Source organism: Larkinella arboricola (assembly GCF_003259745.1).
Lineage (GTDB): Bacteria > Bacteroidota > Bacteroidia > Cytophagales > Spirosomataceae > Larkinella > Larkinella arboricola.
Genome location: NZ_QLMC01000002.1, coordinates 1 through 18,479, shown reverse-complemented (window position 1 = coordinate 18,479; position 18,479 = coordinate 1). Strand labels below are relative to the sequence as shown.

Annotated in this window: 14 protein-coding genes and 1 pseudogene; 9 read left to right on the top strand and 6 right to left on the bottom strand. The window is 53.3% G+C overall.

What is annotated here, in order from left to right; genetic code table 11:
- Nucleotides 1-12 precede the first annotated feature (12 nt).
- On the top strand, nucleotides 13-2,439 hold the full coding sequence (locus tag LX87_RS07145) for a hypothetical protein (RefSeq protein WP_229310577.1): 2,427 nt from the start codon (nucleotides 13-15) through the stop codon (nucleotides 2,437-2,439).
- Between the two features lie 89 nt (nucleotides 2,440-2,528).
- On the opposite strand, the gene LX87_RS07140 is transcribed toward LX87_RS07145, so the two are convergent.
- Together LX87_RS07140 and LX87_RS07135 are read right to left on the bottom strand one after the other, a co-directional pair.
- The gene (locus LX87_RS07140) at nucleotides 2,529-3,509 is read right to left on the bottom strand and encodes a Gfo/Idh/MocA family protein (protein WP_111628312.1); all 981 of its coding nucleotides are present in this window, start codon (nucleotides 3,507-3,509) and stop codon (nucleotides 2,529-2,531) included.
- 38 nt (nucleotides 3,510-3,547) lie between these two features.
- Entirely contained in the window at nucleotides 3,548-4,372 is an 825-nt protein-coding gene (locus LX87_RS07135; RefSeq protein WP_111627540.1) for an HpcH/HpaI aldolase family protein, read from the bottom strand.
- Nucleotides 4,373-4,578: 206 nt separating this feature from the next.
- On the opposite strand from LX87_RS07135, the gene LX87_RS07130 reads away from it, so the two are divergent.
- The 4 genes from LX87_RS07130 (at nucleotide 4,579) to LX87_RS07115 (ending at nucleotide 8,237) form a co-directional block, all read left to right on the top strand.
- The gene (locus LX87_RS07130; RefSeq protein WP_111628311.1) at nucleotides 4,579-5,286 is read left to right on the top strand and encodes an orotidine 5'-phosphate decarboxylase / HUMPS family protein; all 708 of its coding nucleotides are present in this window, start codon (nucleotides 4,579-4,581) and stop codon (nucleotides 5,284-5,286) included.
- A 67-nt stretch (nucleotides 5,287-5,353) separates the two neighbouring features.
- Nucleotides 5,354-6,379 carry a zinc-binding dehydrogenase gene (locus LX87_RS07125; protein WP_111627539.1) on the top strand — a complete coding sequence of 342 codons (1,026 nt, stop codon included), beginning with the start codon at nucleotides 5,354-5,356 and terminating at the stop codon, nucleotides 6,377-6,379.
- An 82-nt stretch (nucleotides 6,380-6,461) separates the two neighbouring features.
- Complete coding sequence (locus LX87_RS07120) at nucleotides 6,462-7,238, top strand: SDR family NAD(P)-dependent oxidoreductase (RefSeq protein ID WP_111627538.1); 777 nt, start codon at nucleotides 6,462-6,464, stop codon at nucleotides 7,236-7,238.
- Nucleotides 7,239-7,340: 102 nt separating this feature from the next.
- Nucleotides 7,341-8,237, top strand: a complete 897-nt coding sequence (locus tag LX87_RS07115) for a sugar phosphate isomerase/epimerase family protein (RefSeq protein ID WP_111627537.1) — start codon at nucleotides 7,341-7,343, stop codon at nucleotides 8,235-8,237.
- 95 nt (nucleotides 8,238-8,332) lie between these two features.
- Here the strand turns inward: LX87_RS07115 and queG are convergent, their stop codons facing one another.
- Entirely contained in the window at nucleotides 8,333-9,274 is a 942-nt protein-coding gene (gene queG / locus LX87_RS07110; protein ID WP_111628310.1) for a tRNA epoxyqueuosine(34) reductase QueG, read from the bottom strand.
- 192 nt (nucleotides 9,275-9,466) lie between these two features.
- Between queG and LX87_RS07105 the strand changes: the two genes are divergently transcribed.
- Together LX87_RS07105 and dnaJ are read left to right on the top strand one after the other, a co-directional pair.
- Entirely contained in the window at nucleotides 9,467-10,066 is a 600-nt protein-coding gene (locus tag LX87_RS07105) for a nucleotide exchange factor GrpE (RefSeq protein WP_111627536.1), read from the top strand.
- 82 nt (nucleotides 10,067-10,148) lie between these two features.
- Nucleotides 10,149-11,291, top strand: coding sequence for a molecular chaperone DnaJ (gene dnaJ, locus LX87_RS07100; RefSeq protein ID WP_111627535.1), 1,143 nt, complete (start codon nucleotides 10,149-10,151; stop codon nucleotides 11,289-11,291).
- A 53-nt stretch (nucleotides 11,292-11,344) separates the two neighbouring features.
- On the opposite strand, the gene LX87_RS07095 is transcribed toward dnaJ, so the two are convergent.
- The 3 genes from LX87_RS07095 to LX87_RS07085 all read right to left on the bottom strand — a co-directional run bounded on the left by LX87_RS07095 (nucleotide 11,345) and on the right by LX87_RS07085 (nucleotide 17,072).
- Nucleotides 11,345-11,617: a hypothetical protein gene (locus tag LX87_RS07095; RefSeq protein ID WP_211325281.1), complete on the bottom strand. Its 273-nt coding sequence runs from the start codon at nucleotides 11,615-11,617 to the stop codon at nucleotides 11,345-11,347.
- Nucleotides 11,618-11,719: 102 nt separating this feature from the next.
- Complete coding sequence (locus LX87_RS07090) at nucleotides 11,720-14,704, bottom strand: glycosyltransferase family 117 protein (protein ID WP_229310576.1); 2,985 nt, start codon at nucleotides 14,702-14,704, stop codon at nucleotides 11,720-11,722.
- 280 nt (nucleotides 14,705-14,984) lie between these two features.
- Nucleotides 14,985-17,072, bottom strand: coding sequence for a M3 family metallopeptidase (locus LX87_RS07085; RefSeq protein ID WP_374755119.1), 2,088 nt, complete (start codon nucleotides 17,070-17,072; stop codon nucleotides 14,985-14,987).
- Between the two features lie 369 nt (nucleotides 17,073-17,441).
- Here LX87_RS07085 and LX87_RS07080 point away from each other — a divergent pair, with 369 nt between their 5' ends.
- Both LX87_RS07080 and LX87_RS07075 read left to right on the top strand, forming a co-directional pair.
- Nucleotides 17,442-18,041, top strand: a complete 600-nt coding sequence (locus LX87_RS07080; protein WP_111627532.1) for an outer membrane beta-barrel protein — start codon at nucleotides 17,442-17,444, stop codon at nucleotides 18,039-18,041.
- Between the two features lie 62 nt (nucleotides 18,042-18,103).
- Nucleotides 18,104-18,479 (top strand): annotated as a pseudogene (locus LX87_RS07075) (DUF6909 family protein); the annotation flags it as partial.

Sequence of the window (18,479 nt, the reverse complement as noted above, 5' to 3'; positions counted from 1 at the left end):
TATGCATTTTTCATGTATCGATTTCCTCCCATCCTTCTTTGCCTGATCAGCTTTTTTGTTTTAACCGCAACTTCTGTCTTTTCCAGTCCCATCGATTTATCCAGGGCTCAGATTTTCTGCCCGATCAAAGACAAAAACAGCCTGCGCCGAAGTCTGGACGTCTTGCAGCAGGAAGTGGAAAAACGGACCCGGATTCGGTTACCGCTGGCCCGGAAATTACCGGCTAGCGGAAAACCCGTTATCGCCCTGACACTGGAAACTGATCTGGCTTCCTTTCCGGTCACCATTCAGACGGCCCTGCGCGCCCTGCCCGCCATTCAGAGCGAAGGGTTCAAACTGCTGGTGCAGGATGACAATTCGGTCTGGATTGTGGGGAAAGACGCGCGGGGACTCCTCTACGGTGTGGGGCAATTACTCCGGAAAGCCGAGATGCGACCCGGCCAGATAACTATTTCCACTGAAGCCACAATTGCCAGCAGCCCCCGGTATCCGATTCGCGGGCATCAGCTCGGTTATCGTCCCAAAACGAATGCGTACGATGCCTTTACGGTGGCACAGTTCGACCAGTACATCCGCGATCTAGCCCTGTTTGGCGCGAACAGCATCGAAATCATGCCGCCACGCACGGACGACGATTTTACGAGTCGGCACATGAAACTACCGGCCATCCGGATGATTGGTGAACAATCGCGTATCTGTCAGGAGTACGGTCTGGACGTCTGGATGTGGTACCCGAATATGGGGAAAGATTACGAGCATCCCGATTCGATTCAGCGGGAATTGAAAGAACGGCATGAAGTGTTTGCCGCCGTGCCAAAGCTGGACGCGGTGTTTGTTCCGGGTGGTGATCCCGGCGACCTCGAACCCGACGTGATGTTTGCCTGGCTTGCAAAAGAAGCGCAGGTGTTACAGAAGTACCACCCAAAAGCCAAAATCTGGGTTTCTCCGCAGGTGTTCCGGCCCACCCAGGCCTGGTTCGATGCGTTTTTCAAACACGTCAATGCCGACTATCCGTGGTTTGGTGGCGTGGTGTTCGGACCGTGGGTGAAAATACCGGTGCAGGAGATTCGCAAACTGGTCAAACCGTCGATTCCGATTCGGCATTACCCCGACATTACGCACAATTATAGCTCGCAGTACCCCGTGCCGCATTGGGATCTGGCCTGGTCGATGACGCTGGGCCGGGAGAGCATTAACCCGCGACCGCACGACGAAAAAGCCATCCACAATGCGCTCGATGAGTTCGGCGTGGGCAGCATCAGCTACTCGGAAGGCACCAACGACGACGTGAATAAATTCGTCTGGAGCGATCAGGACTGGAATCCCGAAACGCCGGTGATCGAAACCCTGCGCGACTTTGCCCGGCTGTTCATCGGTCCGGATTATACCGAAACCGTTGCCCGCGCCCTGATTTCGCTGGAAGACAACTGGCGCGGCAATCTGCTCACCAATCAGGCCATCGGTCAGTCGCTGCGGCAGTGGCAGGCGCTGGAGAAACAGGTTCCGCCCACGGTTTTGCAGAACCCTCGCTTTCAGATGGGCCAGATTCGGGCGTACTACGATGCGTACATCCAGCGACGGCTGTTGTATGAAACCGAACTGGAGCAGCAGGCCCGCGATGTGCTGGCAAACGCCGAAAAAACCGGTACCCTTCCCGCGATCCAGCAGGCCCGGGCCATTCTGGAAAAAGCCTGGAAAAACCGCATCTGGCCCGAATACCGGGCGAAATGCTTCGCGCTGGCCGATTCTCTGTTTAAGTCGATTGGTGCGCAGTTGACGATGGAAAAACACGGAGCCATGTCGGGGCGGGGCAATTTTGTGGACAACATCGACATTCCGCTGAACGATTCGCCCTGGCTGATGGACCAGTTGGAAACCATTGAGAAACGGCCCGATGAAAAAGAAAGGGTGGCAAAAATCAACGAACTGCTGCACCGCACCGACCCCGGCCCCGGTGGTTTTTACGACCATTTTGGCGCTCCCGAAAGTTGGTACCGGGTGGTTCCGGGCGAAAGTTGGGAGAAAGACCCCGGCAGTCTGCGGTCCCCGCGCATTGGGTTTGGCGTGGGCCTGGTGGGCGAAGAGTGGGTGGACGAAATCAAGGCGACCGGGTTTAAAGGGCAGATTACGCCCCGCGTCTGGATGAAACAAGCCAAAACGCTGTACGACCAGCCGTTAAAGATTCAATACAACGAGCTTGACCCGACAGCATCGTACCGGATGCGGATTGCCTACACGGGCCGGTTTCGTTCCCGCATGAAACTGATGACGGACGACGGTTCGGTTATTCACGATTTCATTCAAACCGGCGAGCAACCGATTTTTGAGTTCGACCTCCCTAAAGTAGCTTCTTCTGATGGAAAAGTAACGTTCATCTGGACCTGCGGTGAAGGGGAACGCGGCTCGCAGGTAACGGAAATCTGGCTGATCCGGAAGTGAGGGGATTAGACAAGCGAGGTGAGACAAAAGACAAGAGACGTTACCAATCCGACTCTCTTGTCCCTTGTCTCACCTCGCTTGTCCAACTGCTATTTCGCTGTAATCCAGTCCATGATCAGGTTGGAGCGCGCGCCGGATTCGCCCGTGCTGGGCGATTTTCCTTCACCCCGCAATTCGTTCACAATCGCTTCAATAATGGGCTGCTGAACGTGTTGAGGATAGGGAATGGTGTATGTTTCCGTACCGGCTGCGGTTTCGACCTTGATGTCGAATTTCTCGAAGAATGAGAACGTAATTTTACCCTGGGAACCAAGCAGATAGGCTTCGTCGATACGCTGTTCTTTGCTGACGGTAAAACACCAGCTTCCGAGTCCGAGCACGCCGGATTCAAACTCGAAGTTAGCCACCACGATGTCGTCGGCCTGATAGAGTCCGGCCTGATTGCGGGCCAAGCCGTGGGCGGTTTTGATCGGTCCGAGGGCAAATTCGAGGAAATCGAACTGATGGGCCGCCAGATCGTGGAAATGGCCCCCGCCAGAGATTTCCGGAAAAACCCGCCAGCGCGGTCGCGCATCCTCCCCTACCTCCTCGGCATAGGGTTGCGTATGCAGGTGAATATCGACAAACCGGATGTCCCCGATCACTTTCTGGTCGATCAACTCTTTTACTTTCAGGAAATAATCGAGCGACCGGCGGTAATAGGCCACAAATAACGGCACCCCGGTTTCGCGGCTCACCTGATTCATGGCTTCGCATTCGGCGGCATTCCGCGCCATCGGTTTTTCCACGTAAACGGGTTTGCCCGCCCGCAGCGCCCGAATCGCGTAGTCGGTGTGCGAACCGGGCGGAGTAGCAATGTACACCGCGTTTACGTCGGGGTCGTTGATTAAGGCGTCCGCATCGTCATACCACCTGGGCACCCCGTGTCGGTGAGCGTAATCGGCAGCCAGTTCGCCATCCCGGCGCATGACAGCCACGAGTCTGGAATTCGGTACTTTGTTGAAAGCCGGGCCGCTTTTGACTTCGGTTACATTCCCGCAACCGATAATGCCCCATTTGATCTCATCCATCATAACCGGGTAAGCGGCAGCCGCCCCCATTCTACTTGCTAAATGACAAACGACGCCCCTTCATCGGTGGGCAACAGGTCGCCGACGGCCTTTCTGATGCTACCGATATCGTTGCGTAACCGCTGTCCGAACAGGGCGACATCAAAACTATGAACGATGATGTTGACCCCCTGCCGTACCCAGTGAATCTGGCGCTCCGGCGACTGTGAAAAGTGAATACCGACCGAAAGCCCTTTGCTGCGGGTGGTCTGGATGATTTTCAGGACAGCCGCTTCAAAATCTGGATGATCATACTGCTCAGGAAGCCCCAGACTAACCGAGAGATCGTGTGGCCCAATGAAAACCGCATCCAGACCGGGCACCGACAGCAGATCGTCCAGCCGTTCCAGAGCCGGTACGCTTTCAATGTTGGCAATGCAGAGGTTTCCGGCGTTGTGGGCTTCAAGGTACTGCCGCAGATCGTCCGGCATTTGCTCTTTTCCGCTCAGGTAACGGGCCAGCCGTTCGCCTTTTAGCGGACGGTATTTGGTAGCACCCACCAGATCCGTGATCTGATCGACGGATTCGAGGTAGGGAGCAATGACGCCCACGGCCCCGCCATCAATGGCCATACAGGCCAGAAACGGATCGGGTTTCGGCACCCGCACAATGGGCGCAATGCCGTAAGCGCGAAAAATCTGGCACAACCGGGCGAGCTCGGACCGGTCCAGCGGAATATGTTCGGTATCGAGGAATACAAAATCCAGCCCCGCCCGTTGCAGGGAAACCGGCCACATGGGGGCCGTGGAGGTAATGCAGGTTCCGTACACATTGTGACCATTCTTCAGCTTCTGAAGCAGGGTCGATTTGGGCGCTATGGCCATTTTTTTAACGGGTTAAGGGCAACCAGCCCGACACATCAGGTACTCAAAACCATAGTACTCCATTCGCACTCATTCCGGCTATCCTGAAAAGAATTATTTGGACACGCGTGGCCTTATTTATAAAAAACGAGTATTTATTGACAGTAAAATGCTATTGGATTAAAAACCGTTATTCAGGTCCCATTCACCTATATTCCATTCTCTTGATGAAACCCATCGTTCAAATTTCCCTTGATCTGACCAACATTGATGAAGCGCTCGAAACGGCGGCTCTGGCCATGCGGGCCGGGGTTGACTGGCTCGAAGCGGGTACGCCCCTGATTCTGGCCGAGGGCTTGCACGGTGTCCGGAAGCTACGCGAAGCCTTCCCGAATGTACCGATTGTTGCCGACCTGAAAACCATGGACGGTGGTTATCTCGAAGCGGAAATGATGGCAAAAGCCGGTGCGACCCACGTGGTGGTGATGGCCCGCGCCCACGCCGAAACGATTAAGTGTGTTGTGCAGGCCGGACGTGATTTTGGCGTTAAAGTGATGGGCGATAACATGGTTTGCCCGGATATGGTGGAGGGCGCGAAATGGCTCGAGGACCTGGGGTGTGATTACATTATCCACCACACTGGCTACGACGAGCGCCGGGGTATTGCCGCTCAGGGCCACCGGATGCCCAGCCCGCTCGATCAACTGCGTGAAGTGGTGCAGGCCGTTAGCGTACCGGTGCAGGCCGTGGGTGGTCTTACGCTCGAACAGGCCATCCGCTGCCCCGAGTACGGCGCTCCGCTCGTGGTGCTGGGCGCTCCACTGACGATTGACGCCGACGCCTTCAAAACCGCCGACGGTGATCTGGAAAGCTCCCTGCGGCTGATCTGCGAAAAAATCCACGCGTACGGCGACGTGGCCGTAGGAGTGCATTAAACCAAGTGAGATTCCGAAGATGACGTCAACGAAGGTCATCTTACTTTTAACCCTTACACACCCAGGAATGAATTCTGCTGCTGTTGTCAATTTTGCCCCCGAGAAAGGCTCGGTGGAAATCCGTGAAATCCCCAGACCGTCGATTGGTGAAGAAGATGTATTGCTGGAAGTCGCCAATGTCGGCGTTTGCGGCAGCGATCTCCACCAGTGGACCGCCGACCATAGCTGGCCCGTTAATTACCCCGTTGTGCTCGGCCACGAGTTTGGCGGGCATATTGTCGAACTAGGCAGCCGCGTGGTGGGCTGGAAAGAAGGTGACCGCGTGGTGAGCGAAACCGCAGCCGTGATCGACCCCAACAACCCGATGTCGCGCCAGGGGCTGTATAATCTGGACCCTACCCGCAAAGGCTTTGGCTACGGTGTCAACGGGGCTATGACCCGCTACGTTCGGGTGCCGATGCGCTGCCTGCACCGGGTGCCGGACGAACTGGCTTTTGAGCAGGCCTGCCTGACCGAGCCTTGTTGTGTGGCCTTCAATGCTGTCGTGGAAAATTCCCGTCTGAAACCCGGCGACCGCGTCGTGGTATTAGGGCCGGGCACAATCGGGATTCTGTGCGCGGCTATGGCGCGGCTGTGCGGAGCCGAGGTGGCTGTGGTGGGTCTGGAAGCCGACCGGCACCGGCTTGCCATTGCTCAGCAATACGGCTGCGAGACCATCATCGGTGATGCTACCGAATGGGCTAAAAAACGCGACGGTATGGGTGCCGACTGCGTGATCGATGCCGCCGGAGCGAGTATAACGCTTAAAATCGCCCTGCAACTGGTGCGCCCCAACGGCCATATCACCAAAGTAGGCTGGGGACCGCAACCGCTCGGTTTCTCCCTCGATCCGCTCGTGCAGAAAAACGTGACGCTTCAGGGCAGCTTCAGCCATAACTGGCCTATTTGGGAGCGCGTTCTGGCGTTGCTCGCCAGCGGACAACTGGACGTAAAACCCATCATCGGGGGGGTATGGTCCATTACCGACTGGCACGAAGCGTTTGAAAAAATGCACCTCGGCGAAGTAATCAAGAGCGTTTTAAAACCGGTATAGATCGTATATTAAGAGGAAAGACAAGAGGGAAAAGACGTTTCGTTTATCTCTCCTGTCTCTTCTTTCCTCTCTTGTCTTAGCCATGCGCTTAAACCAGAAAGTTATTATCGTGACCGGCAGTTGCACCGGTATCGGAAAAGCCATTGCCAGGCAGTGCATGGCGGAAGGAGCCCGGGTTGTTGTACACGGTCTGGAACCCGATCTGGGGCAGAAAGTCGTGCAGGAACTCGGTGCGGATAATGCCGTACTGCATATTGAAGATCTGGCGACGGAAGGCGTTGCCCAACGACTGGTTGATCTGGCGGTAAACACATTCGGTCGGCTGGATGCCGTGGTCAACAACGCAGCTTTGGTTCTTTCGTCGAACCTCCACACAACGGATCTGGCGTTTTTCCGGCGAATGCTCGAAGTAAACACCCTCGCTCCGTTTGCGCTGATCAAAGCCGCCCTGCCACACCTCAAACAAAAACGCGGTTGTGTGCTGAACATCGGCTCGGTGAATGGATGGAGTGGCGAACCGGACCTGATGGCTTACAGCGTGTCGAAAGGCGCCCTGATGACCCTGACCCGCAACCTCGGCGATACGCTCCACCGGGAAGATGGCGTGCGGGTGAACCAGATCAATCCGGGCTGGGTCATCACCGAAAACGAAGCCCGGCGCAAACACGAACAGGGATTACCGGAAGATTGGTACAAAGATATTTCGCCGGTTTTTGCGCCATCCGGCCGGATTCTGTGGCCCGCCGAGATCGCAACGGCAGCGGTCTACTGGCTGGCGGATGAAAGCGGCCCCATCAGCGGCCAAATCGTTGATCTGGAACAATATCCGCTCATTGGCCGAAACCCGCCCAAAAATTAATGTATGCCCGGGCTACCCGTTGGGCGTACGCAAAACCGTATTATTTATTTACGATCAAAACCAAATCACGGACTAACACCCGCTTGGCCCGTATAGATAGTCATGCCAAAATTAGCTGCTTTTCCCAAAGCCTTTATGCAGGCCCTCTGCAAAGACGGTTCCATGACGGTTTCCGAATGGATTGAACTCGCCGTCCAACTCGACATCGACGGACTGGAGTGGTACGCCGGTTTTCTTGAAATGGCCGACGAATCCAACTGGAAACGGTTTCGTCAGCAGGTTGAAAGCCACGGCAAGGTGATTCCGATGATGTGCTGCTCGCCGGATTTCACGCATCCCGACCCGGCTTTCCGCGCCAACGAAATTGCCAAACAGAAACGCTGGATCGACATGACCTACGCCCTGGGCGGGTCGTACTGCCGCGTGCTATCCGGCCAGCGTCGTCCGGAACTGACCATTGAAGAAGGCGTCAAACTGGCTGCGGAGTCGATTGAAGCGTGTTTGCCCTACGCCCGCGAACACGGTATTACGCTCATCATCGAGAATCATTACAAAGACGATTTCTGGGAATATCCGGAATTTGCGCAGAAAATGGATGTGTTCTGCCAGCTCGTCGACCGGATTCACGACCCGAATTTTGGCGTCAACTACGACCCGAGCAATACCTTTCTGGCGGGAGAAGAACCGCTGGAACTACTCGACCGGGTGGTTAACCGCGTGGTGACGATGCACGCCAGCGACCGGTACCTGCTTTCGGGTACTATTGAAGACCTGCGCCGGGAAGAAGGTGGGGCCGTTGGGTACGCTAAACGCCTGAGCCACGGCGAAATTGGTAAAGGGCTCAACGATTACGATGCTATTTTTACCAAATTAAAAACCGTTGGCTTCGATGGCTGGATCAGTATTGAAGACGGTGTGGACGGCATGGCCCAACTGGAGCGCAGCGTGGCGTTTCTCCGGCGCAAAATGGCGGAATACTGGCCCGCCGTGCCGGTTTAATATCCATCAACCTCCGTTGTTTCTGTACTCCACAAGCCTTTCTGGATACCCTTGTACGCAGTGCAGGGGTATCCACAGTCAAAGGTTGAGATACTCTACCACCCTTCCGTTTTAACGAAGGCAATATTTCGTTTCAGCCCTTCCAGTTTTGTTCGTTTCACGGCGGATCGGCGGAAGATCTCCTGAAAAACTTCCTGCGTGATTTCCTCCCAATCGTTTTTGCTTAATTCACTAAGGCCCGGATTTGGATCAAACGCGGGGGTGCGGTGCGGGCGGGCAAAGCGGTTCCAGGGGCATACGTCCTGACAAATGTCACAGCCGAAAATCCAGTTTTCAAACTTCCCCTTCACTTCGTCGGGAATGGCGTCTTTCAGTTCAATGGTAAAGTAGGAGATGCACTTGCTGCCATCGACCACGTAAGGCTCCGTGATGGCGTCGGTCGGGCAGGCATCCAGACAGCGGGTGCAGGTACCGCAATAGTCGGCCACGGGACCGTCGGCTTCCAGTTCCAGGTCCAGAATCATTTCAGCGATAAACACAAAGCTGCCCATCTCGCGGGTAATCAGATTGGTGTGTTTACCTACCCAGCCCAGACCGCTGCGTTTGGCCCAGACCTTGTCCATGACCGGTGCCGAATCGACAAAAACCCGGCCATTGACCTCGCCGATTTCTTCGTGAACCAGGGCCAGCAGGTCTTTCAGTTTATCCTTGATGACAAAGTGGTAATCCGTGCCGTACGCGTATTTCGAGATTTTATAGCCGTCGCCCTCCTGGGCAATGGTTTTTTCAGGATAATAATTCAGCAACACCGTCACCACCGATTTGGCACCCTCAACCAGCAACCGGGGGTCGAGCCGTTTGTCGAAATGGTTGGCCATATAGCCCATCTGACCGTGCCGATTCTGCCGGAGCCACGTTTCCAGCCGGGGAGCTTCCTCTTCCAGAAATTCGGCTTTGGAAACCCCGCAGAAATCGAAGCCCAGTTCGGCGGCTTTCGACTTGATCAATTGGGTATGTTTTTTGATTAAATCAACCATCATTCTGTCACAAACAGCACGTAACCTTCTTTCTAGTAACCCGAACCGAACCTGACACGTTCCGTGTTAAAATCAAAAGTTAACCGTCGTGTAGGGTGAATAAAAATGTCATCTTGTCAGTATTCCGGAAATTGGCAGTTAATTTGCATTTTTTAAATCACTATGTGGTGGCGACGAAATACAAGCAAGCGTATGGAAAATAAGGAAACTTTGAACACCGAAGAACAAGAAAACGTGCAGCAACCTGACAATACCGTCAACGAATCAACAACTGATATCCCTGCGGCTGACAATACGTCGGAAGAACCCGTTGCGGAGACCGCTGAAGATCAGGGCGTACTTTCCGAGTTTGATAAAGTAAGTGGCGAACTGACCGATTTGAAAGATAAATACCTGCGGCTCTACGCCGATTTTGAAAATTTCCGCCGGAGGACCGCCAAAGAAAAAGTAGATCTGATTTCGAACGCGAATGAAGGACTGCTGGTGAAACTGCTTCCGGTACTGGACGACTTCGAGCGGGCACTGAAGTCAGCCGAAACGTCTTCGGACGCCGAGGCCCTCAAAGAAGGCGTACAGCTGATCTATAATAAATTCTATAAAGTTCTGGAATCCAAAGGGGTTAAATCAATGGAATCGGTTGGTCAGGCTTTCAACCCCGACCTGCACGAAGCCATTACCCAGTTTCCCGCACCCAGCGATGATCTGAAGGGGAAAGTCATCGACGAAACCGAGAAAGGTTATTTCCTGAATGACAAAGTAATCCGGTTTGCAAAAGTAATTCTGGGTGCCTGAACGATGCGATACGGATGATTAGACGGAACGGATGGTAGGCGCCAATCCGTTCCGTCTAATCGTTTTTTCAACCAACTTATACATGGCTACGAAACGAGATTATTACGAAGTGTTAGGGGTCGATAAGAACGCTTCGCCGGACGACATCAAGAAGGCGTACCGGAAAATGGCGATTAAATACCACCCCGATAAAAACCCGGACGACCCCTCCGCCGAAGACAAATTCAAGGAAGCCGCCGAAGCCTACGATGTGCTGAGCGATCCGCAGAAAAAGGCCCGCTACGATCAGTTCGGCCACGCAGGCATGGGCGGTGCAGCGGGAGGTGGTCAGTCTATGGACGACATTTTCTCGCAGTTTGGCGATATTTTTGGCGACGAAAGCCCCTTTGGCAGTTTCTTTGGCCGGGGTGGTCAGCAGCAGGGTCGGCGCGTCCGGCGGGGTTCCGATCTGCGGATCAAACTGAAACTGAACCTCCAGGAAGTCGCTAACGGTGTTGAAAAGAAAATTAAAGTAAAACGGCACGTTGCCTGTACGACCTGTGGTGGCAACGGTTCCAAGAACGGTATGGCGGTCACGACCTGTAGCAGCTGTAACGGTACGGGTCAGGTCCGGAAAGTAGTCAATACCATGCTGGGTCAAATGGTTTCCACCAGCACCTGTCCAACCTGTAATGGTGAAGGCAAAATGGTTACGGAACGCTGCGATGCCTGCTTTGGAGAAGGCCGCGTGCTCCAGGAAGACGTCATTCCGATCAAGATTCCGGCCGGAGTGGCCGAAGGTATTCAGCTTTCTGTAACGGGCAAAGGAAACGTTCCTCCGCGCGGGGGTGTGGCCGGCGACCTGCTGATTGTGATCGAAGAAGAGGAAGATGAGAACCTGAAACGCGACGGAAATAACGTCGTTTACGATCTGCACATCAACTTTGTCGATGCGGCTTTGGGAACTTCCGTCGAAGTGCCCACCATCGATGGCCGGGCGCGGATCACGCTTGAACCCGGTACGCAGGGCGGCCGAATTCTCCGGCTGAAAGGCAAAGGCATCAAGGAACTGAACGGTTATGGCCGGGGAGATCAGCTCATTCACATCAATATCTGGACTCCCAAAATACTTAGCTCCGAAGAGCGTGGTATTCTGGAACGGCTCCGTCACTCACCGAATTTTCAACCCAAACCGGGTAAGAACGAAAAAGGGTTCTTCGACAAAATGAAGGACTTTTTTCACTGACTGATTAGCTAACAAAACAAAGCAGCCCGACCAATTGGCCGGGCTGCTTTGTTTTACGGTTTACCCTTCTGCCGGGTTGAATCCTCAGAAATTGATCCTTCCTGCGGTAGCTGCATTGAACGCAGCCGAGTTCCTGAGTTGGGCATCGGTATCGTTTTGCTTTCGTCGTGCTTATGAACGGGCATGTCCGGCTTAAACGAAGGCTTCGCGTTGGGCATAACGTCCACCTGTTTCTCTTCAGGAATTCCCGTAATTTCCGGCAGATTCTTCGGCAAACGGCTGGTGTCGGCTGGTGTGCTGACACTCAGCAAGAAATAACACAGCATCGTTACCATAGCAAGATCGATTAGAGATTTGTGAAACTCAACTCGTACTTACTAAATTGGTCGTCGGCCAGTAAACGCGTTTACTGGCCGACGCTTTTACGATCATCCTAACGCGTTCAGGTGTTTCTGGAAGATGGCTTCGTACTTCTTAGCCAGAGCCTCCTGCTTTGTCTCCCGGAACGCATTCACAATGGTTTGCAGGTTGTATAGATCGAAGTTGGCATCATTGCCTCCCCCACCGGTTTGTTTAATATACGTCAGGCTCTGGTCGGCCCGCGTCGCAATAACATCGGCCATTTCCTGCGCGGTTTTGAGGTCACCGACCGTCAGCAGAATCTGGATGTAATTGGTCGAAATCTGGTCGTACGGAATGCTCTTATCCGGAATCACCTGCAACGAACGGTGCAGTACTTCCTTCGCCTGGGCGTTTTTGCCCTCACGCATCAGCTGATCGGCCAACCGCAGGAACGCAATCCGGGCCGAAACCACCGGCGAACCGCGGTATGTATCGTCATAATACGAATCCGGGTTGTTCATCTCCCGCCAGAAGGTTTTCGTCATCATGGTTTTATACATGAGATCGGTATTCACAAAACCGTCTGACGCACCCGGCACCTGCACCGGCAACAACCGATAGGCATAGCCTTCCAGTTGCATATGATCTTTCAGGTTCAGGTAGTTCGACTGTCCCAGCGTGGTTGAGAAGTAAATGGGCCGCTGCCAGTTGTTGGTCGCAATAATATCGAGCATGATCAGGTCCGGCTTATAGATGTCCTGCTTGCCAAAATTCCACACCAGCGTATCTTTCACCATCGGCTGAAACTTCGGCGACACAATACCCAGCTGCTGGACCGCTGCTTTATCAACCGGCAGGAAGAACGTCGTCGACGGCAGGATGTTGGTCATTTCGCCCGTCGTCAGCGGCACCTGAATAGCCGGATTGTTTTGTTTGATCAGTCCGATATACTCTTTCAGGTTAATACCGTTTTTTACCGCCGGAATCTCATAGAACGGAATTACGTCGTTTTTCCCCTTGTTGAACTGGGCAAACTCCAGCGAAATCGGCAAGGCTTCCGACTCGTATGTTTTGCGTTTCATCTGCTGGATATACCACTCGGTTCCGAGCAGGCTCAGGTTACAAACCCGTACGTCGGTCCGGAAGCCTTCCACCTCCTGCACATACCATAACGGGAACGTATCGTTGTCACCGCCCACAAACAGGATGGCATTGGGTGCGCAGGAGTTCAGCAGATTTTTGGCAAAATCAACAGAATGGTAACGGTTGGAGCGGTCGTGGTTATCCCAGCTTTTAGCCGCCATCATCACCGGAACGAGCAGGCACAAACCCGCTACCAGTCCGACGCGCAGCTTCTCGTTTTTCAGATAAGCGGATACGCCATCAATCAGCGCCACCACGCCCAGGCCAATCCAGATGGCAAAGAAATAGAACGACCCCACGTAGATGTAATCCCGTTCGCGCGGTTCGGAGGGCGGAGAGTTCAGGAAGATTTGCAGGGCGATACCGGTAAAGAAAAACAGCAGCCCCACAATCAGCAGATCCCTCGACCGCCGGAAATATTGAATAACGACACCAAACAAACCCAGCAAAAAGGGCAGCATGTAGAAGTTATCCCGCGCCTTGTTGTTCTTGATCAAATCCGGAAGCCCCTGGTCGCTCGTCCAGGGCAACAGATACCCGGAGCCTTCCTGGTCGCCCGCGCGTCCGGCAAAGTTCCACATCAGATACCGCCAGTACATATGTCCCAGTTGATACTGGAAGAAGAATTGCAGGTTGTCGCCCATCGTCACTTTCCGCGTCGGCTGCCCCGACTGATCGAGCGGAATATTAAGCATTTGCGAATAAAGCTGCGCGTGGCCCGGCTGGTTGCTGTAAATACGGGGAAACAGCATCTGCTTGTCGCCATCATAGACATATTCCGGCGCGTGGTCAAACACTACGTATTTTCCATCCCGCTTTTCATACTGCGGAGCGCCTTTTTTCTGATCAACAGGCCGGGAAAAAAACAGCGGGCCGTAGCTCAGCGAGCGGCTACCGTATTGTTCGCGTTTGAGGTACGACACGAAATTGATCACGTCGCTCGGGTTGTTTTCGTTGATCGGCGTATTGAAATCCGACCGAATCAGCACCTGAATGTACGACGCGTAGCCGATCAGCACGAACGCCAGCCCCAGCAAGGCGGTATTCAACATCGGGCGGTTTTTGCGGGCCGACCAGATAATACCGTAGATCAGCACGCCAAGAAAGAGCGCTGCGAAGACGTAAATACCCGTTGTGTAGGGCATTCCAAAGGTGTTCACAAAAAACCGTTCAACGGCGAAAGCAGCCGATGGCAGACCCGGGATAATTCCTGAGTTGATGATGCCCAGAATGACCATCCCAACTCCGAATGCGGCCACACCACCCCAGAGAGACACTTTTTGGGTTTTCTTGAAGTAGTAAATCAGCGCCATAGCGGGCAGCGTCACCAGGTTCAGCAAGTGGACGCCAATGGAAAGACCGATCAGATAGGCGATAAAAATCAGCCAGCGATTGCCCGCAGCTTCATCCTCAATCAGCTCCCAGCGGAAAGCCGCCCAGACCACAATGGCCGTAAAGAACGACGACATCCCGTACACCTCCGCTTCGACCGCCGAGAACCAGAACGTGTCCGAAAACGTATACGCCAGCGCACCCACGGCTCCCGCGCCAAATACCGTCCACATTTCAGTCTGCGTCAACGCCCCAAACTGTTTGTTGAGCAGTTTGCGGGCCAGCATGGTGATGGTCCAGAACAGGAACAGGATGGAGAAGGCACTCGCCAGCACCGACATCATATTCACCCAGTAGGCCACCTGGCTTACATCGCCCAGCGACAACAGGGAGAAAAGCCGCCCCAACAGCAGAAAGAACGGCGCACCCGGTGGGTGAGGCACCTGAAGTTTATAGGCACAGGCAATGAATTCTCCACAGTCCCAGAAGCTGGCGGTCCGCTCAACCGTTGCCGTGTAGGTGAACAGGGCAATGGCAAAAAGCACCCATCCAATAATGTTATTCAGGCGTTTATACGAAGACTGGGACGCTTGCAAGGACGTCCCGGAAGTAACGTTAGATTCTGTTCCTTTGAAGGTTTGCATTGGGTAACAGCCTTAAGCCGAAAAATATTTTCTCCAAAATTACGAAAATAAACCCCGCTTCATGCCGGTTTTTGTCGTTAAAGTTTGTTAAAGCCGTCTTAATAGCTTCGGAAACACAATAAAAAAGAGTTATACCACAGAGTTTATCAGAGAATACCAGAGCTTAGCGGAGCCTCTGATTAACTCTTTTTACACTGATAAACTCTGTGGTATAACTCTTCAAATTCACTTCTTAAAGCGTCAGGCCGCTCCGGCGAAGCATGGCCTGTGGTGACGGTTCGCGGCCCCGGAACTTCTTGTAAAGCTCCATCGGTTTTTCCGTACCGCCTTTTTCCAGCACATTCTTACGGAATTTATCCGCGGCTTCGCGGTTTGAAAGTCCTTTTTCCTTGAAGAACTCAAACGCATCAGCGTCCAGCACTTCCGACCATTTGTAGCTGTAATACCCGGCTGAATAACCGCCCGCAAAAATGTGCGAGAATGCCGGACTAAACGCCGTACCGGGTACTTTCGGAAACAGGTTTACCAGCGAATCCACGTGCGATTCCACCTGCTCGACGGTTTCCCCTTTCGGCTCGTTGCCGTGCCAGTACATATCCAACAGACCGTACCGTAACTGGGTCAGGTTCGACATCCCGGCCATGAAATTCTGGCTGGCCCGGATTTTCTCGATCAAATCGTTTGGAATTACTTCGCCGGTCTGATAGTGCTTGGCAAACAGTTTCAGAGCTTCGGGGTCGTAGCACCAGTTCTCCATGACCTGCGAGGGCAGTTCGACAAAATCACGGTAAACGTTTGTGCCCGACAGGCGTTTGTATTTGCCATTGGCCAGCATCCCGTGCAAACCGTGCCCAAACTCGTGGAAGAGCGTGACTACTTCGTTGAAAGTCAGCAGCGACGGTTTGGTTTCGGTAGGGCGCGTGAAGTTGCAGACGTTGACAATGTGCGGACGAACGTTCACGCCGTTTTCAATCTTCTGGCCCTGAAGGTCGTTCATCCAGGCTCCGCTACGCTTGCCTTCCCGTGGGAAATAGTCACCGTAGAAAACCGCCAGAAACTTGCCGTCCTGATCGAACACATCGTAGGTTTTCACCTCCGGATTGTACACCGGAATGTCTTTCCGCTCCTTGAACGTCAGGCCGTAAAGTTTGTTGGCAATCGTGAAAACGCCTTCAATCACATTTTCCAGCTTGAAATACGGTTTCAGGATTTCGTCGTCCAGCGCGTATTTCTCTTTTTTCAGTTTTTCGGAGTAATAACCGAAATCCCAGCGTTCCAGCCGTTCCTCCTTAAAGCCGTTTTCTTTGGCGTAGCGCGTCAGTTCGGCCAGTTGTTTTTCGGCAACGGGTTTGGCGTAGCCCGCGAGTTCACTCAGAAACTGCTTTACCTTTTCCGGCGAACCGGCCATGCTTTCTTCCAGAATAAAATCGGCGTGGGTTTTATAGCCCAGCAGTTTGGCGCGGTCGTAGCGCAACTGCACCATTTTTCCGATCAGTTGCTGGTTGTCGTTTTTATCACTCTGGAAGCCACGCGAGTTGTAGGCAACAAACAGCTTTTTCCGCAAATCACGGTTATCGGCATACGTCATAAACGGCTGGTAGCTCGGGGCTTGCAGGGTAAACACCCAGCCGGATTTTCCTTTCTGCTTGGCCGTCGCTTTGGCGGCTTCCCGGGCAAATTCCGGCAAACCGGCCAGGTCTTTCTCGTCCGTAATTTCCAGGATGTACTCGTTTGTCTCGTTGAGCACATTCTCACCAAACTGCAACGACGCCTGCGACAACTCTTTGTTGATGGTCCGGAACTTCTCTTTATCGGCGGCTTTCAGATTGGCCCCGTTGCGGGCAAAGCTCTTATACGTTTTTTCAAGCAGCATCCGGTCTTCGCCGTCCAGCTTCAGTTTCGCCCGCTGGTCGTAGACGGTTTTGATGCGTTTGAAAAGTTGCTCGTTCAGCGTAATGTCGTTGCCGTATTCAGTCAGCAAGGGCGACGCTTCCCGCACAATTTTCTGCAAGTCGGGGCTGGTTTCTGCGCTGTTCAGATTGAACATCACCGACGACACCCGGCTCACCATCTGTCCGGCGCGTTCGAGGGCCACCACGGTGTTCTCAAACGTCGGGGCGGCTGAATTGCTGACAATGGCATCGATTTCCTTGCGGCCCATCGCCATGGCGTCTTTCAGGGCAGGCAGGTAATACTCGTTTTTAATCTGGTCAAAAGGCACCGTTTCGTGCGGTGTCTTGAACGGTTGCAATAGCGGATTAACACTCATTTTTGCTTTTTCAGGAGAGGGCTGGGCGTGTAATGCCGGGCTTAAAGCCATCAGCAGCGCAGCCGTTTGGGTCATTTGTCGAAGTGTAAACATTTTAGTTTGCTCATAGGGTTTCCCACAGTTTACAAAAATACGGTAAAAAAAGAAACCGTATTCTAAATGAGCGGCAATTCCGGCAAATAACTGGTAATCAGTTCCCGAACCCTTGTGTGCATTATCCTTCCGGTCACCGTTTTCTGACCATCCCATTTCCGGCCAGCTTCGTATCCTTTACGGCCCCGTTGCTCTAAAACCGAAAACTCACAATTAAGATACCATTCTGCAAAAACAAAAAACTACTTATTTACGTATACCGTAAAAACACCTATGTTTGCAACTTCATGTTAACCTCTTTTCACTTTTATTAAACTTCTTTGTCCAATGTTCAAGAATTTACTGTTTGCTTTTTTCACCTTCATTACCCTCTCTGCAACCGCCCAGGAATTCAAACCGTTTAAAGTCAATGTTTCGTTGGGCTATGCCCGCCCTGCCGGTTCTGGCGTATCCGCCGGACTCCTGACGTCATTGGAACCTAAATACGGCATTACAGACAATCTGGACTTAGGACTGAGAGCCGAAATAGCCGTTATGGCCCGGGCCATAACCGTCAACGGTCAGGACGGCGATGTGAGTGCCAAAGGGATGGGCTCTTACCTGTTAACCGGTACGTACTACTTTTCCCAAAATAATTTCCGCCCTTACGTCGGTCTGGGGGCTGGTCTTTACAGCATCGCCGGTACGTCGGTAACCATCACGGATGGGCAGATTGAAGGTGAAAATCCCGATGACTATACGGTGGAAGCGACTAATAAATTCGGAGCCATGGCCCGGATCGGTTTTAAAGCCAGCCATTTTAACCTGGGGGTTGAATACAACATCGTTCCTACGTCAAAATCGGATGTTCTCGGGCAGGCCATCAACAGCCAGAACGCCTATCTGGGGATTAAACTGGGCGTTGACATCGGCGGTGGTCGAAAATAAGCTACCCACGTAGAGGAGTCGGTGGCGATGGTGTATCTTGCGGGTAATTTTTATCAATCTACATGCACACCGATTTTTCGCCACCGCTCACCCGCGCTCAGGAGTCCCGCCTGGCTATCGAACGGCTTTATATCACCATGCGTCACCTGTTCAACCGGGGTTTTTATAAACCGTCGGGCGTATCGGGTGAAGAAATCCGGCAGGCGCTGCTAACGCTCCGGCCCGAGATTTACGGGTCGGTCAACGATCCGCAACGGGTTGAACTCGACGGGCTGGTTTACGTAATGGACCGCCTGCCGAAAGGCATCGAAGCCTGCCGGGTCATTACGCTGGTCTCGCGCGAAGGGTTCGAACATTCGCGGTTTCCGGTACTGATACCCGCCAAACGCCGTCGGAACTGCTACCGGGTCGATCAGGAACAGATGGTGATTGAGGTCA